Source organism: Humisphaera borealis (assembly GCF_015169395.1).
GTDB lineage: Bacteria > Planctomycetota > Phycisphaerae > Tepidisphaerales > Tepidisphaeraceae > Humisphaera > Humisphaera borealis.
Map to the genome: position 1 here is coordinate 5,010,482 of NZ_CP063458.1, position 26,715 is coordinate 5,037,196.

Consider the following 26,715-nt stretch of genomic DNA (forward strand, 5'->3'; position numbering starts at 1 on the left):
CGTCCGCCAAGGCGGACCCTACGTCGCAAAACATCCGGCCGCGTCCCGCGTTCCTGTTAGAGTCAGTCCGACACAACTTCAGGCATCTCCAGTTCAAGGAACCGGTGGATGTTCTGTGCGACGTAATGGATGTCGGGATAATCCACGTCCAGCTCGACCGTCACGAAGACGCCCTTGTTGTGGTCCGACGCGATGATCACATGGCGGTCGCCGTTGAGGGCGTACCCTTCGTCCTGTGGCTGATGGCCGGTGATCAGCAGCTTGGCACCGACCCGTTCCAGGAACGCGTCCACGCCGGCCGGTGTTGCCCGTCGGCCCCAGATCAACTGGTATACCGGCCCGACCTTGCGGGTGTAGTCGTTGGCGACCAACTCGCGGTCCAGCGCCGTGTAGTCGAAGGTCGGGATCAGGTCGTCCGGCGGCAGGCTGTGGCTGACAAAGATGCCATTCCCCGTCTTGATCGCCAGGGGCTGCGACAACAGGAACTCGGTGATCGCCACCTGCACCTTGTAGCGGGCGTCGCCAAAGTCGCGCTTGATGCCCTTGTTGAACCCTTCACAGACGCTCACGCCGGCCTTCATGATCCCTTCGCCGTGGATCTGCGCCAGGTCGTGATTGGCGAGCAGAAAGTGGACCTGCTCGGGGAACTCGCACTTCAACTCCGCCGCCCGAACCAGCATATGCCAGGAGTCTTCGGCCCCCTCGGCGTCCCAGTGATCGCCGTGAATGATCTCATGCAGGATGATGTGCCGCGTGGGGTTGTTCGCTAAATCCGCATACGCGAGAAACTTGGCGAAGTTCCGCCGATGGTCGTGGACGTCGCCGACAATCCAGAGATCCCCCTCCGGCGGCAGATGGATCGTCTGCCCGACGCGGTGAGGCTCGCGCTGGTTTTCCTCAGCGGCACACCCGAGCGATTCGATGACGGCTTCGGCGTTGTAGGACATAGGCAAATCTGTCGGGGTGGAGGAGTGTTCGGACGGCTCTTGCTCTGCTCGACGCGACCCTGCATATCGCGTGATTGGCTGACAATCTACCACGTCACCCATCCACCGATCCACTCCGATACCCGCGCACTTATCGGACTCAATCATTGAACCGAAACGCCGATCCGGTCTAACCTCCGCCGCTCTCGGGTGTCAGGAACAGAATCATTCGTTTCGCGAACGGATTTTACCGGTCGTACAGATCGGGTTCGCGACGTAGGATATTGCCCTGTTCAACCGGATTGCTTCGGGTTTCGTCCAAGAATCGGAGTTCGTGTCGCAGGCTTCCCGGCCTGTGTCACTTTGCAGGCTGGAAGCCTGTGCTGCGAAACCCGTCGGCATGACAGCGAGAACCGGGGTACACCAACCCAGCCGCACTCCCGGATTCACTCGCGCGAGCGAGGTAGGCCACCCATGACAGTCGTAACCACCGGGCCGGTGCTCCGTACGGAGCCGACATCGGGCACAACGATGGTCCGTCAGTCCGACGTGACCACCGGCCGAAAGCGCGTCATCGAAGCGCCCGCCAACCGTGTCCGACGCGACGGCAAATTCTTCCGTCTCGGCGAAGAGAAGTTCTACGTCAAAGGCGTGACCTACGGGCCGTTCGCGCCCGACGCCAACGGTTCCCATTTCGCCAACCGCGCCCAGACCCGCAAAGACTTCGAACAGATCCTCGAACTCGGCGGCAACTGCGTCCGCATCTACTACGTCCCGCCCAGCTGGTTCCTCGAACTGGCCCGCGAGATGGGCATCAAGATCTTTCTGGACGTCAGCTGGCCCAAGAACCTGGCGTTCGTCGACGACCCCGAAGTGGCGGAGCAGGCCCGCGCCGCCGTCCGTGATTGTGCCCGCCGCTGCGGCAACCACCCGGCGGTGATGGCGATCAGCGTCGTCAACGAGATTCCGCCGGAACTGGTCCGCTTCATGACCGCCGCCCGCGTCGAAGCGTTCATCGACGAGCTCGTCGCGATCGTGAAGGAAGAGGCCCCGCACTGCCTGGCGACCTTCGCCAACTTCCCGACCACCGAATACCTCCGCCCCCGCGCCATCGACTTCTGCTGCTTCAACGTCTACCTCGACTACGAGCCCCAGCTTCGCAACTACCTCGCCCGCCTGCAGATGATCGCCGGCGAGCTGCCGTTGATGCTCGGCGAGTACGGCGTCGACACCCACCAGAGCTACAGCGAAGAGCAGCAGGCGACCATGCTCTCGACGCAGCTCAAGGCGACCTTCGACGAAGGCGCCGTCGGCACGTTCGTCTTCAGCTACACCGACGACTGGTACGTCCACAACTGGCAGATCGAAGACTGGAAGTTTGGCGTCACCCGGCGCGAGCGCGACGACGACGGCTACCGCATCAAGAAGCCGTCCTTCGCCGCGGTGCAGGACGTCTTCCGCCGCGCACCCCAGGTGACCGACCTGAAGCTGCCCAAGTGCAGCGTGATCATCTGCTCGTACAACGGCGCGAGCACCGTCGAATCCTGCGTCGCCTCGATGGGCAAGATCCGCTACCACCTGCCCGACGGCACGCCCAACTACGAAGTGGTGTTCGTCGACGACGGCAGCAAGGACAACACCCAGGAGATCCTGGCCAAGTTCAAAGACTGCCCCTGGCTTGTGAACATCAAGCAGAAAAATATGGGGCTGAGCTACGCCCGCAATGTCGGTGCGCAGGCGGCGACCGGCGAGATCATCGTCTACACCGACAGCGACTGTGAAGCCGACGAAGACTGGCTTTATTTCGTCGCGCTGGCGATGGTGCGGAGCAACCATGTCGGCATGGGCGGCCCGAACCTGATCCCTGACGAAGGTAGCTGGGTCGCCGACTGTGTCGGCCTTTCGCCCGGCGGGCCGACGCACGTCATGATCAACGACCGCGAAGCCGAGCACGTGCCCGGCTGCAATATGTCGTTCTACAAGTACGCCTGGGAACAGGTGAACGGGTTCGACCCCCAGTACCGCGCCGCCGGCGACGACGTCGACTTCATCTGGCGGTTGCAACACCTGGGCTACTCGATCGGCTTCTCGCCGGCGGCCCAGGTCTGGCACTATCGCCGAAACACCGTGCAGGCCTACCTGAAGCAGCAGCGGGGCTACGGCATCGCCGAGGCGCTGCTGAAGTACAAGCACCCCGACCACTTCAACACCCTGGGCGCGAGCCACTGGCGCGGCCGCATCTACGGCGGCGAAGAAATCGGCATCAAGGTCGGCGGCGACGTCATCTATCACGGCCTGTTCGGCACCGGGCTGTTTCAAACCATCTACCGCAAACCCGCCAGCATGATCGCCATGATGCTCATGAGCATCGAGTGGCACCTGCTGACCGGCTTTATGGCCATTCTCGGTCTGGCGTTCGGGCCGCTGCTGTGGGTGGCGCTCTGGATGTTCCTCACGCCCATCGTGCTGGCCTGCATTGCCGCGTACCAGGCGCCGCGTCCGAGGCACGCCCACCGCTTCAGTAAGCCGCTCATCGCGTACTTGCACTACCGTCAGCCCATCGTCCGCGGCTGGGCCAGATATTCCGTCCGCCTCAAGAGCAAGGTGATGGACGCACAGGCCCGCGGCTACAAACGGCGGAACGAACTCCCGTTCGACCTCTACGACCGCGACACCCTCAAGTACTGGAGCAAAGAGCATGGCCGCCTCAAGCTGATGGACGAGGTCATCGCCGAGATTCGCAAGAAAGGTTGGCGCGTTCGCGTCGACAGCGGCTGGGAAGGCTGGGACCTGGAAATCTACGGCTCCCGCTACACCAAGATCCGCATCACCACCGCCACCGAAGATCATCACGGCGTCGGCAAGCTGACACGCGTCCGCGTTCACCCGATGATGAGCACCTTCTGCACCGTCCTCCTCTGGGCGAGCTGCATCCTCGGCGGATTGCTCCTGCTGCAGGACTACCTCTGGCCCTTCAGCCGCACGGCGGCGCTCATTCCCGTCGCATGGTGGACGATGTATCTCGTCAACCGCTGGCGGGTAACGGTGCCGGTCCTCGGCATGATCGACGAGGTCGCCGAGCGGAGCGGTTACTGGCCGGTCTATCCCAAGAAGCCGGAGAAGCCGAGCATCGAAACCGGCGTCCCGCAGCCCGTACGCAAGAAGGAATCGCAACGCGAAGACGACAAGGTCCACTTGCCCGAGGATGCCGTCGTCGCGTAGGGTCCGCGTTGGCGGATTCGATTCTTCCGAAACCCCGAACTCGAAACGGTTTCTCTAACGCTCGCGGAAGTGCCTCGCGTCCGCCAAGGCGGACCCTACTATGCGTTTCCTCCTTCGCTGCCTGGCCTATTTCCGTCCCGACCTGCCCCGGATCGTCTGGTCCCTCGCGCTGACGTTTCTCGCGACACTCGTCGGCCTGCTCCAGCCGATCACCGTCAAGGTGCTGATCGACTCGGTCCTCGGCAACAAGCCCGCCAGCGGGTGGGTCGACGGACTGTTCGTCGCCGTCCTGCCGGCGTCGAAGGAAGGCCAGATCATCGGTCTTGCCGCCATCGGTTTGCTCATCACCATCACCGCCGCGGTACTCGTCATGGTGCAGACGATGGCCTCGGTCAAGGTCGGCTACTACGGCCTGCGGCATGTGCGGTCCGACCTTTTCATGCACCTGCAACGCCTGAGCCTGGCCTACCACCGCTCCCGGCCGCAGGGTGATTCGCTTTACCGCCTCTCGAGCGACACCTATGGCTTCCAGACCATCCTCAACATCATCGTCGGCAATGTGCTGGTCAGCATTGTCATGCTCCTGGTGATGGCGTGGGTCATGTTCACCATCCAGCCGATGCTGGCACTGATCTCTCTCGTCGCTATCCCGCTGCTGCTCTGGACGCACCGCTGGGCGAACCGCGCCATCACCGCCGGCTGGGAAGAAGCGAAGGTCGCCGACAGCGGCCTGATGACCGTCGTGCAGCGTGCCGTTGCTTCGCTCTGGCTCACGCAGGCGTTCCGCCGGGAGAAGCACGAGTACCAGAAGTTTCGCGGCGAGGTCGACGGCGCGATGGCCATCCTGTTCCGCGTCCACTGGCGCGAAGTTATCTACACCTTGCTCGTCGCTTCCATCTTGGGCCTGGGCGTTGCGCTGATCCTGGGCTTCGGCGGATGGTTCGTCTACCGCGACCAGTACGTCACCGGCGCCGGCGAAGCGGGGATGACCATCGGTAAGCTCTATGTCTTCCTCGCCTACCTCAACAAGTTCTACGAACCGCTGAACAAGATGACCGGCAGCGGCTCCACCTTCGCCCAGGCCACCGTCCAAGCCAAGCGCGTGTTCGAAGTCCTCGATCAGAAGCCCATGATCGAAGACCCGCCCAACCCGCTGGCATTTCCCAAGCAGTCGCGGGTCATCGAGTTCAAGAACGTCGACTTCGAATATCTGCCGGGCAAACCCATCCTGCGCGACGTCTCGGCGAAGATCACGCCGGGAAACATGGTCGCGTTCGTCGGCGAGAGCGGCGTCGGCAAGAGCACCATCCTGAGCCTGCTGCCGCGCTTTTACGACGTCACCGCCGGCAGTATCGAACTCGACGGCCTCAACGTGCGGTCGGTCGCGACCGCCGACCTGCGGGCACACATCGCGATCGTGCTCCAGGAAAACCCGCTGCTGCCAGCGACCGTCGCCGAGAACATCGCCTATGGCGTTCCTGGCGCGACGCAGGAGCAGATTCGTGCCGCCGCCGAGGCGTCCGAGGCCGACGAGTTCATCAAGCGTCTGCCCGAAGGGTACGACACCATCCTGAACGAGAACGCGACCAACATCTCCGGCGGTCAGCGGCAGCGGCTCGCGATCGCCCGGGCACTGATCACCGAAGCGCCGATCCTCATCCTGGACGAGCCCACCAGCGCGCTCGATCCGCAGAACGAACAGCTCATCACCGCGACGCTCGGAAAGCTCAAGGGCAAGCGAACGATCATCATCGTCAGTCACCGCCTGAGCACCGTCGCCGACTGCGACGAGATCTTCGTCATGGAAGGCGGCCGAATCACCGAGCGAGGACGCCATGACGAGTTGATCCTTCGTCGCGGGCCGTACTATCGCATGGCCCGACACCAGTTAAAGCTGGAGGACGATGCCGCCCCCCCAGCCAGCCCCGTCCCGATCCCCGCACCCGGTACCGTCTGAGGGAGCCGTTCCGGGGCCTTCACGCCTTGGCAGAAGTCATCGCCGTTGTGGTGCAGCCGTCCCGGCTGCATTGCAGGCGGGACGCCTGAACCACAATCGCCGAATCCCACACGGCCTTTCGGGACACGGTCTTTTCGGCACAGGGCACCCACGCACGATCGCCCCGAGGTCGATGCGGGTCGATGCGTCGGCCAGGATGCTTGCATCCGGATTCGAAGGTGTTAAACTCATCGACTCGCCCGACCGAACCGGTAAGGCGAAGTGACGGGGTGTAGCTCAGCTTGGTAGAGCGTTTGGTTCGGGACCAAAAGGTCGCAGGTTCAAATCCTGTCACCCCGATTGAAGTTCGACCAATGGCCCCGGCAGATCGCCGGGGCCATTGGCGTTATGCACCGCGACATTGCCGCGACTTAGTGCTGCAATGAAAAAGCGGGTTCTCGAGGCCGCATTGGCTTCAGACACGCTACCCTGATTGCCTCTCAACTTTGTCGCGATCTAGCTGCGGGTGAGGTTGCGCAAACTTGCACGCCAGACGCGACCCTTGGCGCGCAGCCTATCGATGACGTCGTCTATCGTGAGCGGCCCATTGTGCGAAGAGTTGGACGATACGCCGGACGTGCTCTCGGCGGGATCCCACGAGGCCCCGACAATTCTTGCGGTCTTTTCGGCGACCACCGGGCGCCGAGCCGAGAACCCATCCTTCCTGAATTCGACGATCCTAACCTACACGCATATCGACACTCTGCCACTTGCCGTACAAGCTCGCAAGGTGGACCCAAGAGTGTCTCTCTAGAGGGACAATCAAGCACTACAAAGAAGGCACCGACGACTTCAACTTGAATTCCGGGATCGGCAGTGGATACTTCGTCGCGGGAAGAACTGCTGATATCACCCAATGGGGAAGAAATGCGTGGACATATCGGTGCTCTCGCCGAGCTGGCAGTGCTGGTTTCGCTCGTTGCCGCGGGGCCTACCGCCGCAGCTGACATCTTTTCCGACGACTTTTCGTCATTCTCGTCCACTACTACGTGGACGGTCCTCAACCGCAGCAGCCCCGTTGGGACCACGACTTGGCAGCAGGGTGCTATCAATTCGGGCCTTACAGCCATGGGCGGGGGCTCAGCCTTTGCCGCTGTCGGCTACGAGTCGGCCGGCGCAGGCGGCAACGCAACCGCGAGCAATTGGCTCGTCTCTCCCGCAATGACGCTTGAAAATGGGCAGTCGCTCACGTTCGACGCCATCGGCCAGGATGGCCAAGGCTTTCCGGACCGTTTACAGGTCCGTTTGAACATCACGAACGCAGGTAGCGATGTCGGGACGACCGCCGTGTCGGTCGGCGACTTTGGACGCCTGTTGCTCGATATCAATCCCACTTACCAGAGTGCCCCGAACCCGCTGGCCTTTCCGACCTCGTGGACTCACTACGCGTTGCCAATTTCGGGCTTAAGTGGCCCGGTCCAAGGGCGTTTTGCGTTTAGGTACTTCGTGGAGGACACCGGACCCGATGGCAGCCGCGGAACGGAAATCGCGATCGACAATGTCCGACTGACGGCCGTGCCCGAGCCTGGAATGGTGGCTGTGATCATACCTTCAATCCTCGGATTGCTCGGCCGGTTTCGCTCCTCGACACGACCGGGAGGCAGCAAGTGAGAAAGCGTTATCTCAGCACTACCCGGTCCTCGGCATTCACCATCGTCGAATTGCTCGTCGTCGTAGGCATTGTGGGCCTCTTGTTGGCGATCGCGATTCCCGGCGTTTCCAGGGTCCGGCGCAATGCAAAAGCGGTCGTCTGTACCTCCAACATTGGTGCGGTGACGAAAGCGATTCTTGCCAGCGCTGCGAGCCAAGGCAAATTGCCCTTTACACGAACGGTGCCGGCGCCCGCACAGTACTGGTTCGACAAGAACCAGGTCGGCGCATACCTCGTTGACGCCGATCGACTCCCGCTTCAAAAGCCAGCGGGCGGCGTGTTGGCCTGCCCTTCGGATGATGGTGCTCGCAGCTACGCGATGAACGCGTGGGCCAGCTCCGAGCTCGACGTTCAGATGGTTACCAAGGGTGGGGGACGAACCTGGAACCTCGCGGCGTCCGAGCCGTCGCAGTTGATCCTTGTCGTCGAAGCCTGGTCGTACACGGGCACGACGGCTACTGGCTGGCTCGCTCCGCCGATTGTGGGCGTCGAAGGTAAGTCCGCGGGCCAGCGTTTTGGCGGCAATGGGGGCATCGGCCCCATTTACGCAGGCCGCTTCGGCATGGTGAACAGTGAGCTGGACTATTCGCGGCATCGCAGTGATGGGGCACTGGCAAGGACCGCGGTTTCCGGCCGACTGAACATCGGATACGCCGACGGCCACGTGGCGATGCGATCGGAGCGACAGCTGTTCGACGAGACCGGCAGGTCCGTTTCCGACAGCCGCTGGTTCCCGGGCGAGTCACCTTAAGAGATTCGTCAATGCTGCCCGCAGACCACACTCCCGAAAAACAGGCACCCGCGGCGATTGATTCGACGATTCGAATCGTAGAGAACGCATTCCGCCAGAATCGAGGTGTTGTATTGGAGTATGCGCGTCGCCGCATTCCGCCTGACCTGGGGCGACTCATCGATCCGGAAGACGTCGTCCAAGACGTTTGTCTCGAGTTCTTTCGGCGCTGCCGTGAAGTGGACTTGGGCGATCACGATCACGTACGGCGTCTCATCCTGACCATCGCCCGACATCGGATTGTTGATCTCGTCCGCGAACTTCGGGCACGAAAGCGGGGCGGCGCTGTCCAGCGGATTGAAGAGGTTGAGGATTTCGACGAGCCCGGCCCGCTCATCGGGCTCTTGGAACAGCTGGCGGTCTATGACCGGACACCCAGCCAATCGGCCATCGCGCATGAGATCGCCGCACACTTACAACGATCGATTGACCGGCTTCCTCCTGATTACGCGCAGTGTATTCGCATTCGCCACATCGAGCAGCGGAGTGTGAAAGAGGCGGCGGGCCTGATGCAGCGAACCGAGCACGCTATTCACCTCCTTTGCAGCCGTGCACTCGTGCAGCTGAAGAACGAGCTATTGAAGTCAACCCGGCCGGCGTAGCACAATGGTGCCTAATGAGCGGGGACGCGGAATCAGAATCTCAGGACAGGCGTGTCCGGTTTGCGCAACTTCTGGCGGCGCGGGCCGGGCAGATGCCGACCCCGCTCAAAGTGCTCAGCGACGAGGAACTGGAAGCACCGATCGATCTGACCGTCGCGCCGACGGTGGATCCGGTCACCATCCCGGAAGGTGCAGAACACCCGCCTCTGCCTCAAGTGCTTGGCTTCCGGGTCCGCCAACTCATCAGTGTCGGAGGGCAGGGGGCCGTCTACGACGCTTATCACGAGGAGAGTCAACAAGACGTCGCGCTTAAGGTCTTCCACGGCGGGCGCTTCATGACCGCATCCGCGCGGCGTCGACTGGAGCGGGAAGTTCGAGCACTCAGCGCGGTAACGCACCGCTGTGTCTTAAAGGTGGTCGATCGCGGTCAGACCGACGACGGGTCGTTCTATCTCGCAACCGAACGAATCGACGGTCAATCGTTGGAACTGGAGGCGATTCGTCTCCGATCGGCGTCCGACTATCGGGGCATCATTCGGCTTTTCGTCGAGATCGCCGACGGCCTCGGTGCGATCCACGGAGCGGGCCTCGTACATCGCGACCTTAAACCCGAGAACATCCTCGTCGATACCGGCGGCAAGCCCCACTTGATTGACTTCGGGCTGGCACGCTTCTTTCAGCCCGAGGGACGACACCGAAGTCTTGCCACTGTCACGTCGACCGGCCAGATTCTTGGCACGCTCGCCTGGGCCAGTCCTGAGCAGGCCGACGGCGATTCGGCGACACTCGGTCCTCGAAGCGACATCTACGCGTTTGGGGTTCTACTCTACCACTCGCTGTCCGGTGAGTTTCCGTATGAGGTTTCGGGCACGATCTCGGAGGTGATTGCACAGATTCGCCGGTCGCCTCCCCGCAGCATGAACAGCCGGCCGGTGTCTGTGGCCGGGATCGATGCCACGTCGGTAAGTCGTATTGTCACCATCGCGTTGGCGAAGAGCCCGGCCGATCGCTACGAGTCGATCGGCGCGCTGCAACTGGACCTTCAGCGGGTGTTGGCCGGCGAAGTGGTCACGCGGTCGCCGCCGCCGCGTTGGAAACGGGCTTGGAAATGGTTGTACCTTCTGCCACTGGCGTGTTTGACGATCCCAGTGTTTGTGCTTCTTCCCACCGGGGATCGTGCCGGCGTCGTCGCGCCGCTGACGATGCCGACCCATGAGACGAAACTCGGCATTCGGCTGATTCGCCTCAATCCGGCTCAGTTTCAGATGGGCAGCCCTACGACGGAAGTAGGGCATCAGCAGGACGAACGGCGTCATAGCGAATCGATCGCAAAGCCCTACTGGATCGCGACGACTGAGGTTACCCGGGCCCAATATCGAAGGCTCATGGAGCCAGGTGCAAAGGAAGACACTGATTCGCTCCCAATGACCAACATCACGTTTGAGGACGCGACCGAGTTCTGTCGCCGGCTTAGCGCGGCGGAGGGACGGGTATTTCGGCTGCCAGACGAGCGGGAGTGGGAGTACGGCTGCCGCGCCGGTGCCCCGGGCCCGTTTGCAGGAACCGGGCAGCTCGAATCGATGGGGTGGCATGCAGCCAACAGTGATCGGAAGCTCCAGCCTGTGGGTACAAAGTCGCCGAACCATTGGGGCCTGTTCGACATGCACGGCAATGCGCGAGAACTGTGCCGGGATGCTTATGAGGCCGGGTATTCGCAGGCGATGACGCGACCAGAACGCTACCCACGGGCTTGCAGAGGCGGCAGCGTATTGAGCGAACCGCACGATTGCCGCTCGGCAGCGCGCGGCGCGGCACTGGAGTCTCTGACCGCCCCTGACGTCGGATTCCGGGTCGTCATGGAAGCGGATCCCGACGATCGATAGCGATAATCTTCCCACCAAACCTCAACATTTCTGATTTTTCGAGAGAGATCCGACATCTCGCTTTCGCTAAGGATGTAGACCGCCCTGATGCGGTGATCGGGTGGCTTATTCGCCTACTATTGGCTGGGCGAGTGGCTACCGCGACGACGACGGACAACAGCCGTATGTCTGCGATCGCCGGTCGCCGCGTGATGCAACGCGTTTGGGACGCAGGGCCCAGCGATGGCGTCCATAGGGCATGGGGCGCTATAGAACTAATATTGCTGCCTTCGGGGGGGAGGCAGCAATATCTCCCTCGACGTCTACGCGGCGGATGCTGAGCCGATTCCTGCCGCAGCCGACGACGGGCGACGATCGATGTTCAGCACGAACCCCGTTCTGGCCAAGTGCTTCGGCGCGGGTTCGAAACCCCCCTCAGGCCCGCGACTGCCAAGTGTCGCAACGGGCCCTGCCACTGGTGAACCCACTTCTTGAGCATCAAACGGCTTTTTCAATCGGCACGGCACAACGCTCGACCAGCACCCGTGTCATCGTGCCGACCTCGACCGCCGGGGGGCCGCCATTACGCCCCATGACGCCCGCGACGAGAACCACGCCGGCGGCCCAGCAGGCCGGTGGCGGCGAGAGTGAGCAATCCCAACGTCGCCGGTTCTGGAACGAACGTGATATTCACATACAACGCGCCCGCGCTGTTGGCCGTAAACGTTGCCGAAGCGGGGCTGACGTTGAAGTTGGAGAACACGAACTGCGAAGGCGTCGTGATCGAAAGGTTCTGGTTTCCAGCGCCCTGCCCGACCTGATAGCTGTACGTCGCAAACGGGGAGAAGGTGCCGCCGGTCCCGTCGAGCGCCAGCACCGTGCCGGAACTGATCGAAGTCGTTCCGCCGGTGATGTTCAGGAAATTGTTAGAAGTCGGATTCGGCAGCGTGCCCGTGGTGCTTCCGCCGGTGTCGGCGGCGGCGGGCAGGCCCGCGTTCTGTATGTGGAACCCGAGGCGGGCGCCGGTGTTGACGGTCAGGCCGGCCAGCACCGTCAGCGTGCCGTTGGCGCTGGCGTCGCCGGGACGAAGCGTTCCGGGCGTCCCGGTCGTGGTCGTGATGGTCAGTGGGCCGGCGATGGAGCCGACGCCGCCGAGGATGCCACCTCCGTTGGCCCCGTTGACGGTGACCGCGCCGGTACCGGTAGCCGAGTTGCCGCCCGAGACGTTGCTCGCCAGCAGCGTACCGCCGCTGACGGTGGTGCCGTTGGTGTAGGTATTGCTGTTGGTGAGCGTCCACACGCCGTTGCCACCGCCGCTGCGGACGACGGACAGGATGTTGGTGGTGCTGCCGTCGGCAATCAGGCCGGAGACGACGCCGGTGCCGTCGCCGCGCAGTTCGAGGGCGCGGGCCGTCGTGTTCGGGGCGAAGTTGCCGGACATCGTCAGCGTCGAGCCGGCCGACACGTTCAGCGCTGTGCTGCCGCCACCGGACATCAGTGTGAAATTGCCGGCGACCGTGTTGTTGCCGGTGCGGCTGTCGATGGTGCCCAGGCCGTTGGGGTTCAGCGCGTTCTGCCCGTTGTAACTCGAACTGAAACTGATTGTGCTCGGCAGCGAGATGCTGCCCCCGACGCCAGGGTCGAGCCGCAGGCTCGGCGCGCCGGCCGTTCCGGCGGTAAGGGTGATCGTCTTGGTGCCCGTCCCCAGCCCTCCACTGTTCCTAATGGTAAGGGTGCCCGCACTGATCGTGACGTTACCGGAGAAGGTGTTGCCGGCGTTAGAGAGAATCAGATTGCTGGAAGCGCTGCCAGCGGCAGTGGGCGTACCGGTGACTCCCTTGGTCAGCGCGCCGGTGCCGTCGATCACGCCTGACAATTCGAGCGTCTGGTCAACCCCGGTGATCGGCATTTCGATGACGGCCGCTCCCGTCAGCGTCACGGCTCGATTGGTGACGGCGTTGGCCGCGCCGGTGTAGCGCAACGTGCTGGCGTTGATGCCGAGCGTCGTGCCCGTGCCGATGCTGCTCGCGTTGCCATTGAGGTCCAGCGTGTTCACGGCCAGCACGCCGCCGGTGATGGTCGTGCCGCCGCTGTAGGTGTTGGCCCCGCTGAGCGCCATGACGCTGCCGGCCACGCCGGACTTGGACAGCGAGAATGCACCCGAGATCACGCCGCCCACGGTAAACGTCGTCGCCCCGGTGTTGTTGACGTTGACGTTGGCGGTCATCGTCACATTGCCGGTGCCGGCGGTGGTGGAATTGCCGGCCTTGGTGAAGTCGCCGTTCCAGATCATCGAGTTGTTGTTGGTGAACGTGACCAAATTGCCCGACGAGTTGCCCAGGGTGGCACCGCTGTTGATCGTCAGCGTGCCGGTGCCGATCGCGGTGGCGCTGTTGGCGTTCAAGGATCCGGCGACGATGGTGGTTCCGCCGGCGTAAGAGTTGGCGCCGTTCAGTATAACCGTGCCGGCACCCGTCTTGGTCACCGAACCGGCACCGCTGACGGCGCTCGTCACCGTCTGCGTGCCCGTCGTCACTTCGAAGTTCACCGCGCCGGCGTTGATCGCGATCGCGCCGGTATAGCCGGCAAAGCTGGAATCCAGGAATCGGAGCGTCCCGGGGCCGTTCTTGGTCAGGCCGGCCGTTCCGTTCATCGCTCCGCCGATGGTCAGGACGGTCGGGGCGTCGGCGATGGTCCAGGTCTGGTTCGCCCCGAGCGTCACCGGCGCGATGATGCCGATGCTCGCCGGCGCGCCGGTCTGCACGTTGATTCCCGCCGTCGCCGCCGCGGGCGTGATGGTCAACGTGTTGCTGGCCGAGTTTCCGGCATTGATGGCGATCGCGGTCACGGCGCCGCTCTGCGTCTGGTTGTTAAAAACCAGGTCGTTGATGGTGTAGTTCCCGTCGAGCACGGAAGTCACCGTCGGGCCAACAATCGTCGCGCCGCCGGTGGTGAAGTTCACCGTGTTGGTGCTGTTCGGCGGGCCGACCGCGGGCGTCGTGCCGGCAAGGTCGGTGGTAAACGCGTTGGAGTTCCCGCTCGTCAGAGATGCCCAGCTGTTGCTGCTGGTGGCGTTATAAAAGATCGGCCCGGTGGTCGGCTCGATGGTGAAAACGTTGATCTGCACCGCGGTGTCGCTCGGCAGAAGCGTGTAACTGAAACCGCTTGGAAACGCACCGACCGCATAGGTGGCGGTCGACAGTCCGCTGGCGGCGCTGAGCAGGGTGTAATTGCCGGCGGCAAACCCGGTCAGGCCGGTGATTTCAAAGCGGACGGTGTTCGACGTCGTCGCCGCTGCCGCGGTGCCGAACGAATCGTTCGTGCCCGGTGCGGCAAGATCCATCCCGAGCGACGCGACGCCTGTTCCTGCACCCAGCGACAGGCCCGGGATCGTCAGCGGCGTGGTGGTTCCATTGTTCAACGACAGCGTCGCACCGGCCGCGAGGGTCAGCGCCGAACCGCTCGGGTAGCTGGAAGCGATGGTCAGCGTGCCGGCGCCGACGTTGGTGGTGCCGGTGTACGTGTTCGTGCCGCCGAGCGTGAGGGCGCCGGTGCCGGATTTGGTCAGTCCGAGCGTGCCGCCGGTGCCGGTGTTGTTGGCAATTGTGCCGTTAAACGTGCCGGTGCCGCCGATGGTCAGCGTTGAGGTTGAAGCAGCCAGGTTGTTGGCGATCGTGCCGCCGGCGCCGTTGAAGTTGCCCACCGTGCGGCTCTGCCCGTTCATATCAACCAGGCCGCCGTTGATTGTCAGCGGCGCGGTCGCCGCGCCGAAGGTGCCCGATCCGGAAACCCGCAACGTACCCGCCGTGACCGTGTTGCCGCCCGTCAGCGTGTTCACGCCGCTGTAGACCAGTGTGCCGGTTCCGGCTTTTGTGATCGGCCCCGCGCCGCTGATGACTGAACTGACCGTCGCGGTCTGGGCTCCGGAAATATTGAACGTGTGGTTCGCGGCCGCGCCGTTGCTGACGAGCGTGATTCCGCTGATGCCAAGGTCGGTTCCGGTGTTATTGCCGATGGTGCCGTCATTCCAGTTGATCTGCGACGTGATGGTGATAGTGCCGGCAGTTGGCGTGGCGGTCGCTCCACGCTGAATCGTGGTCGCGTTCAGCGTCGCTCCGGCGTTCAGGTTCACTGTGCCCGAAAGCGTGTTGGTGCCGGTGAACGTGTCGGTGTAGTTCGTGGTTGCCAACGTCAGCGTGCCGATCGACGCCGTGCCCCCAGTCAGGGAGAAGACGGCGGTCAACTGGGAATTGAGCGTACTTGCTGGCGTCGGAGTCGCGCGCTGTGTGATCACGCCGACACTGAACGTATTGGCGGTGATCGAGCCGGCGCCCATGAGGAAGTTGGAGTTGAAGACGATCGTCCGGTTACCCGCGGCCGGGACGTTTTGGGCGATCACCACATTATTGAATGCCGCCGTCAGCGTGCCCAGTGTCGTGTCGAACGTGTCGTTGGGCGTCGTGGTGAGGGTATTGCTGTCGTGGCCCTGCCCGAGGTTGAGGTTGGTCGTGGAGGCACCGCCGGCCGCGCCGGTGATGGTGAGCGTCGGATTGGTCAGGCCGGTGGCGAACTTCAGGTTGCCGCCTGCGCGGCCGTTACCGAAGCGAATGGTGTCGACCTTCAGCGTATTGGTCGTGCCGAGGTTGACGGTGGTGTTGACCACGCCGCCGCCCGTGGTGCCGTTGCCAATGTTGATCGTCGAAGCCGTGATGTTGTTGGTGCCGCCGGCCAGGGTGATGGTCACGGCATTGTTCGCGGGGTTGGCCGACGCACCGTTGTTGGCGGTGAATGTGCCGGCCGCGTTGTTGTAGGTGAACGTTCCCAGGGTCGCCATCGAGACGGCGAGGTTGACCGTCGCGACCGAGGGGGCAAGCGTCAACGCCGCCGGCGAGACCGACAGCGACGAACCGGCCGTGCCGGTGAAGTTCACCGTGGTCGCGCCGGTATTGTTGAATGTCAGGTTCGAGATCGTCTGACTGGTGCCCAGGAGGTCAACGGTGACCGTGCCGTTGGCGGCGGTGGCGGGGATCGCCAGGGTCGTGGTACCGGGCAGTGCGCCGCTGACGAGGGTTCGCAGCGTGCCCCCCGTTACCGTGGTGGTGCCGCTGTAGGTGTTGGCGCTGCCGAGCGAGACGACGCCGCCCGCTAGCGACACCGTTCCCGTGCCACTGACGACGCCATTGATGTTGATCGGGGCGGCGTTGGTCGCGCCCACGGTCAGGCCGAAGGCATTGAGGTTGACGTCACCCGTCGTCAGCGAGCCACCGGCGCTGGTCAGGGCCCAGGTCTGGGCCGCGCCGAGGGTGATCTGCGGATTGATGGTCACCGCCCCGGCGGCGTTCGACGCGATACCACTCCCGAAGATCCCCAGCGTATTGGTGCCGGTCCCGGAATTGAAGACGTAAGGCGTCGTGTTTGAGAACGAAAGACCCAGCGCCGACTGGCTCGCGTCGAGCGTGATCGTACCGGCCCCGGCGTTGGAGAAACTGGCCAGCGCGGTCGAGGTCGGCAAGCCGGCCGACCAGTTCGCCGCGTCATTCCAACTGAAATTGCTGTTGCCGTTGTTCCAGGTCGTCTGCCCTTGCGAGGCCAGTGGTGTCAAAAGCGCAGGCAGAATCCCGCCCACCGCTCGCCAGATCTTGGATGTCTTCGTTCCCATTGTGCTTGAAAGTATCGCCGTGCCCGGGAATCGTTAAGCTCAAAATTAGGGTTATCCCGTATTCCTCGGTTCCCGGCAGTGCCATGCCCCATCGCCGTTAAGCTGGGAAGTTTGGACAAGATGCGAATTTTCCAGAGTGTCTGAGGCTGAAGGTGTCCGACGGCTCCTTTGTGCTTTCGAGATTCCAGCGCAGAGAGCTGCCGAACGAACCTAAGGCGACACTGCCGAACGAACCCGAGGCGACACTACCGAACAAACCCAAGACGACGTTGCCGCACGAACCCGAGGCGGCATTGGCGAACGAACCCGAGCTATGCTGTCGAACGAACCCGAGATCATTCCCTCTACGGATGCCACAGTCACCGTCGCCGAACGAACCCAAGGCGGAATCCAGACGGCCGAACGAACCCAAGGCGATGGTCCACTTGGCCGAACGAACCCGAGCGACCAAAGCGAGCCGGGCGTGCCAACCTTTCACACCTCCCTTCGAGCCCCGATCAAACAAGACCGCTCGGCGCGATCCCGTCGCGGCGCATGACGTTCCGAGGGAGCCGCGAACGGCGTAAGCGGGATCGTCGCGGAAACGGTGCAATACCGCGTCCCCGGCCCGCTTACTTCGTGCGCGGCTCCTTCGAAAAGTCACAGGCGTTGTCGGATCGTCCGAGTTGCTCCAATGCCACGACCACGGCGAGCCACACGACCCGCCGACGAAAACCACTTCATCCCGCCAGGCGCGCGACCCTCGTGCGACACCCCGGCCGACGACGGATCACACCCGCGACGACCAGGCATCAGGCAGCGCCAGCCAACCCCGGCCGAACGCTAAAACCGTCCGACCCGGGCAGGATTTTCTGTATGGTATATGTTAAGTATTGGCCTCGGAATTGCAAGCAGAAACCGGCGATTGCAAACGTCAGGCCTAGGCTCTATCTCAAGACGGAGCTTCGTGTGCCATGCCCACGCTGCCGTCCGGCATTCGAGATCCAAGGCCGTCTACCGCGTGGGCATGCGAGGTGCCGAAATCACGTCGCTTGCTCATGCCCACGCGGGATGTATTCGCCACATTCGACAGCGACTGACGGGCGTGGGCATGGCACACAGACATGGGCGTGCCGCAGGGCGTCGTCGGCACGATCACGGCGGTCACCGCCGTGCGTTGAGCATCGATGTGTCGAGCGTGGCCCCGGGCGGGTGGTGCTGACGACCGTCAGCCATCTCAACAACTTCGTCTTTAACCTCACGCCGCAGAACGCCGCCGGCCAGACCGACACCCGCGGCGTCACCGGGTATCACAAGTTTTACGACCAGGCGGAGGGCTGGCGGAGCGCGAGCGACCTGGCCGTCGGCTACATGCTCCGCGGCCGGACGTTGGAGATTCCGGCGATCCATCGGCCTGCCCCCAACAACTGCCGGCAGGGGAGGCGGTACTGTCCTCTGAACGTCACGTCTGGAACCTAAAGACTGGAGTCGGCCCATGCCCTTCATGCGGGTCATCCTGCTGTGTGCGGTTGTCGCGATCGCCGGCCGAACGTTTGCGGCGGGCGAGCCGGATGCGGCCGCGGTGCTGGCGGGTCTTATCGATCAGGCCATCGAAGCCCGATTGAGCCGCGAAGGCGTGCAGCCGGCGGCGATTGCCGACGATGCGGAGTTCCTTCGCCGCGTCTACCTCGATCTACACGGCGTGATCCCCACCTCGGAGCAGGCCGAGAGATTTCTGACCGACTCCACGCCGGCCAAACGGGCTCGGCTGGTGGACGACCTGCTCGCCAGCCCTCGCTACGGCGAATACTTGGCCGACGTCTGGCAAGGCTATCTGATCTCGCCGCTGGCCGACGATCGACGCGTGAGGGCCGACCGATTCAGGCAGTGGCTCGCCGGGCGTTTCAATACCGCAACCTGGGATCGGATCACCTCGGATCTGCTCACCGGCACCGGGAAGATGGAAGACAACCCGGCCGTTACTTACCTGATCGAGGGGCGGCTGCCCCGCGGCGTGCCCGATCTGACCGATCTCACCTCGCGCTACTTCATGGGGGTGCGGCTTAACTGTGCCCAGTGTCACGACCATCCGTTCGTCGGCTGGAAGCAGCAGGACTTCTGGGGCATGGCGGCGTTCTTCACGCAGGTGCAGACGCCCCGGCGCGCCAAGCAGGTCTACGAGCTGGGCGTGATCGATGACCCGAAGGTCACACTTACGTCGCTGCGCGATGCGGGCATGCTGGACGGCTTTATTCCAAGATCGCCCACGTTTCTCGGCGGGCAGGAAATGCCGGCGGGCAAGGGCTCAAATCGTGCGGCACTGTCGGCATGGCTGACCGCTGCGGACAACCCTTACTTCTCCCGGGCGATGGCCAACCGTACGTGGTGGCGGCTGTTCGGGCGGGGCATCGTCCAGCCGGTGGACGACATGCACCAAGGCAATCCACCGTCGCATCCGGAACTGCTCGACCTGCTCGCCAGGCGTTTTGCCGAATCCGGCTTTGACCTGAAGTTTCTGACCCGCAGCATCGTGCTGAGCCGCGCCTATCAGCGGACGAGCCGAGCCGGCGACGCCGCCGCCGGCGAGCAGCAGGTGGCGCTGTTCGGCCGCATGTCGATCAAGGTTCTGTCGGCGGGGCAGTTGTACGACTCGCTGGAGGTGGTTTCCGGCCCGGCGGCGAAGGTGACGGGCATTGACGCCCGGCAGGGAGCCCGGCCAGAGTTCACCGAGTTTTTCGGCGACGAAGGCGATCCCGACCCCACCGCCTACCGCCGGGGGATCCCGCACCTCCTGCGGCAGATGAACTCGGGTCAGTTTGCCGGTCGCGGCGTCGAGGCACTGGTGAGCCGGCTGTCGGCGTCGCCGGGCCGGTCCGGGCGGGAGGTCGCATCGGACCTGTTCCTGACGATCCTGTCCCGGCGTCCGACTGCGGAAGAGGAAGCGCGGGTCAAAGCCTATCTGTCGCGATCGGGCGACGTGCCCCAGGCCGGCTACCGCGAACTGGCCTGGGTGCTGATCATGACCAGCGAGTTTTCGCTTAATCACTGAAGTGTGCCGATTCCTCAGTTGTGCCAATCACTCAAACGTGCTGCGCGGAACCGATCGTTGTCCGTCAACTTCCACCGGAACCCTGTGATGCAAACCCCAATCGGCAGGCGAGAGTTTCTGGCGTCGGCGGCGGTCGGCACCGGCCTGAGCGGCTGGCTCGGACGCCTCGCTGCCGCCGCGCCGGACGCACAACGACCCAAGTCATGCATTCTGCTCTGGATGGCGGGCGGGCCCAGTCACATCGACACGTTCGACCCCAAGCCCGAGGCCGCGGACAACGTCCGGGGCGAGTTCAAGGCGATCGAGACGTTGGTCTCCGGCATTCGCATCAGCGAGCACTTCCCGCGGTTCGCGAAACTGATGCAGCACGCGGCCATCCTGCGCGGCATGAGCACGCTCGAGTCGGACCACAAGCTGGCGACTTATCACCTGCATACCGGGTACCAGAACCGCGCCGGCGCGGTGGCGTTCCCGAGCCTGGGCGCGATCATCGCCCGGGAGTTGGGAAAGCGCGACGTGGCGTTGCCGAACTTCGTCACGATCGGCCGAGCGCCGCAGGAGGCGATCGGTGCGGGGTTCCTCGGCCCCGACCACCAGCCGTTGTCGGTCAACGACCCCATTCGGGGGCTCGACTTTGTCGAGCCGGCCGGCGACAAGGCGCAGTTCGAGCGGCAACTGGAGCTTCTACAGGGGTTCGATGAGGCGTTCCATTCCCATTACAAGAGCGCAGCGGGCGAGACGCACCGCACCGCGATATCCCGCGCGGTTCGGTTGATGAAATCGCAGCAGAAACAGGCGTTTGACGTGTCGCGCGAGCCGGACGCGATTCGGGAATCCTACGGCCCGCCGCCCGCGGCTACTGTCCGAACGGCGGGCGGCAAGATGGCCGGTGGGGCGGAGCGGCCAGGGAGTTTCGGCCAGGCATGCCTGATGGCCCGTCGGTTGGTGGAAGCGGGCGTGCCTTTTGTCGAAGTCGTGATGGGCGATGGCGTCGGCTGGGACACCCACCGCGACAACTTTCCGCGCGTACGCGCGCTCTCGCAGGAATGCGACGCCGGCATGGCTGCCCTGGTCACAGACCTTCACAGCCGTGGACTGCTCGACACGACGCTGGTCGTCTGGATGGGGGAATTCGGCCGCACGCCGCAGTGTACCGGCGGCGGTCGCAATCACTGGTCGCGGGCCTGGAGCAGTGTGCTCGTGGGCGGCGGCATCAAGGGAGGCCAGGTCATCGGCCGCACCGATCGGGACGGTGCGGCCGTGGCGGACCGCCCGATCAGTGTTCCCGATTTCCTTGCCACGGTCTGCACGGTTCTTGGGGTCGATTACAAGCGGAAGAACCATCCGCCGGGCGTCGACCGGCCGATTCCGATCGTGGACACGAGCAAGGACATCCACCTGTTGAAGGAACTTCTGTAACGCCAATACGGCGCGCCTACTTCTTCTCGACCACGTCCACCACATCGACCTGAACGAACTGGCCGTGGAAGGGCTGCTTGATCTCTGGCGACACGTCCGGGACGACGAGCTTCTCGAAGTTCGAGATCAGTCGGCCGTTCTGGCCGTCGCCGGTGAACTTGACGGTGGACTGACCTTCGATCTCGATCGTCTTGGTGTAGTCGATCTTGAAGATGCGATGGCCGACGGCGTCCTGGCGATTAAGGAAGAAATGCGACTCGGGCGATGAGACGGCGATTTTGTAGATGTTGTAGGTGCCGTTGTCCGGCTCGCCGCCGACGTAGAAGTAGTCGCCGTCCATCTTGCCGTTCTTGTACTTCATGGGTTCGACCACGCCGCGGAATCGCAGGGTGACGAGGTAGTGCTTGCCCTTGGTGCCGCCGAAGGTTTTGTCGGCGGCGAAGTTGTCCTGCTTCTTGGGGTCGCCGCCGGCCGGGACCAGGGCCGAATCGGCGTCGGCGCCCTTCTTGGGTGTTTCGGGCATGGTGCCCTTGCAGGGGAACTTGAAGACGTACCCGTCGATGGAGGCGGCGACGGCCTTGAGGTTGTCCGCCTTGGCGGGCTCGGCGGGTTTGGGTTCCGCGGGTTTGGGTTCTGACACCTTGGGGGCTTCGTTGCCGATCGAGAATCGGGTGGCGAAAACACCGAGCCCGAGAACCACCGCCAGTGCAATCTTCTTGTTCATGTTCCGACTTCCGCGAGAGGGGTTAGAGGTCATCGTCTATCGGCACTTACTGCGATACGAGGCGTTTGTTAACGCTGAGAGCGAGTGACTTCCCAAGGAGCCGCGCACGAAGTAAGCGGGGATGTTGCCCTTGCCGGCGATTTTCCCGCTTACGTCGTGCGCGGCTCCTTGAATCGACTTCCCAGTTCAATGCATTCCGCACAGCCGAAAGAGACATCACCACGGAGACGCGAAGGCACGGAGGGCAGTTTGAATCTTCTACGCTTTGACCGCGGTGGCGATCGTCAGGGAGAACTCAAGGAAAGCAACTCTCTTAGAAATCAGACCCCTTAACTTTGCGATCGTCTTGGGTTGCCTGGCATCCCTCCGTGTCTCCGTGGTGATTCTTCTGCCGCGCGGCTCCTTAAGACGTCAATCCGCCGAGATTGCAGGTCCCTCGCTTAACCGTGCGGGTGATGTATCGTTTCAACTCAATACCCGCGGATTCAACCGTGCTCATGGAAACCGGTACAGCCTCATGGTGAAATGTCGACGAAGGCAGTGGTTCGGCGTCCGTCATCGCCGCGATCGATCGAGTTGCCGCGCCTGGTCGAACCGAAGGACGAGACACATGACTGATCGGGCCCGACGATTTGCCGCGATGATTGTCCTTCTGCTGTTCCTGAACGGTTCGGCGTTGGTCGCGTTCGGACAGGCGATCATTCCCGGCTTGGGTTCGAGCCGGCTGGGCGAGAGGGACAAGGGACTGGTCCTGATCGAGGAAGCGAACTGCGCGGCCTGCCACGGCGGCGACGCTTCGCTGGCGGAGCGATCGAGGAAATCGCCGCGACTGGCCGACGTCGGCTCGCGAATCAATCCGACCTATATCGAGGCTTTCATCCGGGATCCGCACGGGGTCAAGCCGGGCACGCTGATGCCCAATGTCCTGTCGCAACTGGGGGATGCCGAAAAGAAGCAGGCTTCAATCTCGCTCACGCACTTCCTGCTGTCACTCAAGGCGAACGACTTTGATTTGCAGCCGCCTGACGCGGTGGCCGTCGGGCTTGGCGAACGGCTGTTCCATTCCAGGGGATGCGTGGCGTGCCACTCGCCGCGCGACGCGAAGGGTACCGAGCTGCTTCCTGCCACGTCGGTGCCGCTGGGCAAGTTGGACAGGAAGTACAGCATCAAGAGCCTGGTCGAGTTCGTGCGACGTCCGCATGTCAGCCGGCCATCGGGGCGAATGCCCGACATGCGGCTGTCGGGACAGGAGCCGGAGCGCATCGCCCATTACCTGCTGCGGGATACGCGTGTGCCCGGGCAACTGGATTACACCCTCTACCGCGGTCCGGTTTTCGAAGGACTGGCGAGCGATGGCGTCAGGGCCGAGCGTGCCGGCCGCGCCAAGGATTTCGCCCTCGCGAGCGTGGGCACGATCCAGCAGCACAGTGCGATCAAGTACGAAGGATGGCTGAATCTCGCCAAGGCGGGGAAGTACACGTTCTTTCTGACGATGAACGGGGGCACCCTGCTGGTGGACGGGAAATCACTGGTCGATCAGGAGCCCAGTGACCGCCGGGGCGTCAAGCAGTTGTCGGGCGAGGGGGAACTGGGGGCGGGTTGGCGGCGGATTGAGCTCACTTACTTTCACACCGGCCGTGAGGCTAAGTTTTCATTCGAGATGAAGGGGCCGGATTTCCCCCGGCAGGCGATACCGTCATCGATGCTGTCGGTGTCCAGCGAGCCGATCCCGGCGTTCGAGCCGCTCAAGGTGGATAACGAGCTGGCCGCTCGCGGAAAGGAACTGTTCGGAACCCTCGGCTGCGTCAACTGCCATTCGGACCTTAAGGTGACCACCAAGCCAAATCTGGCGTTTGCAAAGCTGATGCCCGGCCGGGGTTGTACCAGCGGTGCCCCGGGGGCGTGGCCACACTTTGATTTCAATGACGAGCAGCGCAAGTTGATTGCAGCCGCGATGCCCGAGGCCGAAAAGCCGACGTTGAACGACAAGCAGAAGATCGACAAGACACTGGTCGCATTCAATTGCATTGCCTGCCATGATCGCGCCGGCCTCGGCGGGATCGCCGCGGAGCGGAACGCTTACTTCACGGGAGCCAACGAGGCGATCGGCGATCAGGGTCGGCTGCCTCCGCCGTTGACGAACGTCGGTGCCAAGCTCAAGCCCGAATGGATGACCGAAGTGCTGCTGAACGGCGGCCGTCAGCGCGACTACGTTCATGCGAGCATGCCACAGTTCGGCCAGGCAAATGTGGCGCACCTGGTGGACCTCTTCGGTAAGGTCGACCAACTGGAGGCGGCCGAGATTCCGAAGGTCGTCGATGCGAAGCAGTCAAAGGCCGCCGGCTGCGATTTGATCGGCACCAGCGGGCTGAGCTGCATCGCCTGCCACGACTTTAACGGACAGAAGGCGGCCTCCGTCGGCGCGCTGGATCTGGTCCGCTCGACCGAGCGGCTGAAGAAGGACTGGTTTCATCTTTACCTCAGGCAGCCGGCCCGGTTCTCGCCAACGGTGATCATGCCGGCGTACTGGCCGGGCGGCGTGTCGGCCCGGGCCGACATTCTCGGCGGCGACGCGGGGCAGCAGATCGAGGCGCTGTGGCTGTATCTGGAAGACGGCGTTCGGGCGAAACGGCCGGCGGGCCTGTCGCGACAGTCCAGTGAACTTCGCGTGGGCGACGTCACGGAGATCTGCCGGGGTCATGGTCCAGCCGGCTATCGCGGGATGGCGGTGGGCTATCCGGAGCGGGTTAACCTGGCGTTCGATACCGAAGAGATGGTCCTTCGGCAGTTGTGGAAGGGCGATTTCGCTGATGTCGATAACGGATCATTTCGCCCCCGCGGCACCGATCGGATTTCGTTCCCGCGCGGCATTCCGTTTCACCGTCTGAAGACGCTCGAGGAGAACTGGCCGTACAAGGCCAAGACCAACCACGCCTTTCCGCAGGATCATGGTTACCAGTTCCGGGGGTACCGCCTGGACAACACGCGAAAGCCCACGCTCTTTTATCAGTACGGGGATATCGCGGTGCAGGACTTCTTCGAGGACGTGCGCGACAAGGACGGCAAGCCGTACCTGAAGCGAACGTTCACCTTTGAATCGAACTCGGATCAAACGCCTTTCTACTTCAGGGCGGCTTGCGGTACGGAGATCAAGGCCGTGTCCGACCGGCGTTTTGCGGTCGATCAACTCGATCTTCGAATCACCAGCGATCACAAGGGGATGGTGCGGGAAGGAAAGCCCGCAGAAGTATTGATCTCGGTGACGGTGCCGAAGGGGCGTTCAACCCTGACCCTGGAGTATCAATGGTGAGCACTCGTTGCATGGCGAGCACTCGTTGCTTGATCGCGATCGTTTTGATTGCCGCATTATCCTCTGCCGCCAAGGCGGCTGAGGATCTTGGAGCGATGTGGGGCACCGCCACGGAGGAAGCGAAGTACTACCCGATCGTGAACATTCCGATCCCCGCGACCGTGCCGATGCGGCCGGGCGGGCTGGAGGTGCTGCCGGACGGGCGACTGGCGGTGGGGACTCGGCGTGGCGATATCTACTTCGTCAGCGGGGTGTTCGAGTCTACGCCGAAGCCGGAATACCACCTGTTCGCCACCGGCCAGGATGAGATTTTCTCGCTGTCCTGGAAGGACGGTGCGATGACGGCCACCACCTGGGGCGAAGTGACGCGGATTTCCGACAGCGACGGCGACGGTGTCGCCGACCGCTACGACACCCTGAGCAACAACTGGGGCTACGCCGAGGGTCACGAGTTCGCGTTTGGTTCCAAGCACGATCCGGAAGGCAACATCTGGGTGGCCCTGGGTCTGAGCGGATCCTATGAATCGCACAACCTCTTCAGAGGCTGGGCGGTAAAGGTGACACCGGCCGGCAAGATGATCCCGGTGTGCAGTGGACTGCGGAGCCCAGGCGGCGTCGGAGCCAATGCCGCGGGGGCGATGTTCGTCATCGAAAGCCAGGGCCCGTGGAACGGGAGCTGTTCGCTCAAGCACCTCAAACCGGGCGCATTCCTGGGACATCCGGCCAGCTACAACTGGTATCCATTTGCGATCGGAATGCCGACACCTTCGGTCACCCCGGCCAGCCAATCGCGGATGGCGGTGGAAAAGCGAAGGGTAAAGGAACTGGTGCCGCCTGCGGTGCGATTCCCCTACATCAAGATGGGGCGGTCGATCTCAGGATTTCGGCTCGACAACACGCGAGGCAAATTCGGCCCTTTTGAAAACCAGTTCTTTCTCGGCGATTACACGCTGAGCCTGATCATGCGCGCCACCACCGAAGAGGTGAACGGCGTGTGGCAGGGGGCGTGCTATCCGTTTCGTGAGGGGCTTGCCACGGGAATCATGAACGTCGAGTTTTCCCCCACCGGGCACCTGATCGCCGGGGGATTTACCACCAACAGCCAGTGGCCGGTGCGTGGCACCGAGCCATTCGCGCTGCAGCGTATCGAGTGGAGCGGCGTCGTCCCGTTCGAGATTAAGGAAATCAACATCCGCAATGACGGCTTTCTGATCAACTTCACCAAGCCTGTCGATAAGCAGGTGGCCTCGAGAACAGACAGCTACAACATCACGACCTACACCCACATCTACCACGCGGGCTACGGCAGCCCGGAAGTGGACCAGACGACACCAAAGGTGCTGCGAGCGGTTCCATCGGACGACGGCATGTCAGTGCGGGTCACCCTCGACAAGATCATGGAGGACCATATCCATGACTTCGACCTGGCAAAGATCACCTCGCAGCAGGGAACACCGCTCCTTCACACCAAGGCGTATTACACGGTCAACGAGATTCCCACGAAGTGACTCTTTCGTCCCGCCATC

The 26,715-nt window shown here is 63.1% G+C and carries 14 protein-coding genes and 1 tRNA gene; 12 read left to right on the forward strand and 3 right to left on the reverse strand.

Annotation, left to right across the window (positions count from 1 at the left end; translation table 11 throughout):
• Window positions 1-62: 62 nt before the first annotated feature.
• Entirely contained in the window at window positions 63-947 is an 885-nt protein-coding gene (locus IPV69_RS18740; protein ID WP_206291249.1) for a metallophosphoesterase, read from the reverse strand.
• A 453-nt stretch (window positions 948-1,400) separates the two neighbouring features.
• On the opposite strand from IPV69_RS18740, the gene IPV69_RS18745 reads away from it, so the two are divergent.
• From IPV69_RS18745 to IPV69_RS18775, 7 genes are all read left to right on the forward strand, one after another.
• Window positions 1,401-4,148, forward strand: coding sequence for a glycosyltransferase (locus IPV69_RS18745; RefSeq protein ID WP_206291250.1), 2,748 nt, complete (start codon window positions 1,401-1,403; stop codon window positions 4,146-4,148).
• 100 nt (window positions 4,149-4,248) lie between these two features.
• Window positions 4,249-6,105: an ABC transporter ATP-binding protein gene (locus tag IPV69_RS18750; protein WP_206291251.1), complete on the forward strand. Its 1,857-nt coding sequence runs from the start codon at window positions 4,249-4,251 to the stop codon at window positions 6,103-6,105.
• 265 nt (window positions 6,106-6,370) lie between these two features.
• Window positions 6,371-6,444, forward strand: a tRNA-Pro gene (locus IPV69_RS18755).
• 516 nt (window positions 6,445-6,960) lie between these two features.
• Complete coding sequence (locus IPV69_RS18760) at window positions 6,961-7,755, forward strand: choice-of-anchor J domain-containing protein (protein ID WP_206291252.1); 795 nt, start codon at window positions 6,961-6,963, stop codon at window positions 7,753-7,755.
• Window positions 7,752-8,546, forward strand: a complete 795-nt coding sequence (locus tag IPV69_RS18765; RefSeq protein WP_206291253.1) for a type II secretion system protein — start codon at window positions 7,752-7,754, stop codon at window positions 8,544-8,546. Before IPV69_RS18760 ends, IPV69_RS18765 begins: the two co-directional genes overlap by 4 nt.
• Window positions 8,547-8,557: 11 nt before the next feature.
• The gene (locus IPV69_RS27980) at window positions 8,558-9,187 is read left to right on the forward strand and encodes an RNA polymerase sigma factor (protein WP_390884366.1); all 630 of its coding nucleotides are present in this window, start codon (window positions 8,558-8,560) and stop codon (window positions 9,185-9,187) included.
• A gap of 92 nt (window positions 9,188-9,279) precedes the next feature.
• The gene (locus IPV69_RS18775; protein WP_390884420.1) at window positions 9,280-11,070 is read left to right on the forward strand and encodes a bifunctional serine/threonine-protein kinase/formylglycine-generating enzyme family protein; all 1,791 of its coding nucleotides are present in this window, start codon (window positions 9,280-9,282) and stop codon (window positions 11,068-11,070) included.
• A 562-nt stretch (window positions 11,071-11,632) separates the two neighbouring features.
• Here IPV69_RS18775 and IPV69_RS18780 read toward each other — a convergent pair.
• Window positions 11,633-16,708 carry a beta strand repeat-containing protein gene (locus IPV69_RS18780; protein ID WP_206291255.1) on the reverse strand — a complete coding sequence of 1,692 codons (5,076 nt, stop codon included), beginning with the start codon at window positions 16,706-16,708 and terminating at the stop codon, window positions 11,633-11,635.
• Between the two features lie 1,191 nt (window positions 16,709-17,899).
• On the opposite strand from IPV69_RS18780, the gene IPV69_RS18785 reads away from it, so the two are divergent.
• The 3 genes from IPV69_RS18785 to IPV69_RS18795 all read left to right on the forward strand — a co-directional run bounded on the left by IPV69_RS18785 (window position 17,900) and on the right by IPV69_RS18795 (window position 21,155).
• Entirely contained in the window at window positions 17,900-18,166 is a 267-nt protein-coding gene (locus IPV69_RS18785) for a hypothetical protein (RefSeq protein WP_206291256.1), read from the forward strand.
• Between the two features lie 16 nt (window positions 18,167-18,182).
• Complete coding sequence (locus IPV69_RS18790) at window positions 18,183-19,736, forward strand: DUF1549 and DUF1553 domain-containing protein (RefSeq protein ID WP_206291257.1); 1,554 nt, start codon at window positions 18,183-18,185, stop codon at window positions 19,734-19,736.
• A gap of 87 nt (window positions 19,737-19,823) precedes the next feature.
• The gene (locus IPV69_RS18795; protein WP_206291258.1) at window positions 19,824-21,155 is read left to right on the forward strand and encodes a DUF1501 domain-containing protein; all 1,332 of its coding nucleotides are present in this window, start codon (window positions 19,824-19,826) and stop codon (window positions 21,153-21,155) included.
• Window positions 21,156-21,171: 16 nt separating this feature from the next.
• Here IPV69_RS18795 and IPV69_RS18800 read toward each other — a convergent pair whose 3' ends face one another.
• Window positions 21,172-21,879, reverse strand: coding sequence for a hypothetical protein (locus IPV69_RS18800; protein ID WP_206291259.1), 708 nt, complete (start codon window positions 21,877-21,879; stop codon window positions 21,172-21,174).
• Window positions 21,880-22,489: 610 nt separating this feature from the next.
• On the opposite strand from IPV69_RS18800, the gene IPV69_RS18805 reads away from it, so the two are divergent.
• On the forward strand, window positions 22,490-25,189 hold the full coding sequence (locus IPV69_RS18805) for a c-type cytochrome (protein WP_206291260.1): 2,700 nt from the start codon (window positions 22,490-22,492) through the stop codon (window positions 25,187-25,189).
• A gap of 29 nt (window positions 25,190-25,218) precedes the next feature.
• Window positions 25,219-26,697, forward strand: coding sequence for a hypothetical protein (locus IPV69_RS18810; RefSeq protein WP_206291261.1), 1,479 nt, complete (start codon window positions 25,219-25,221; stop codon window positions 26,695-26,697).
• Window positions 26,698-26,715: the final 18 nt, after the last annotated feature.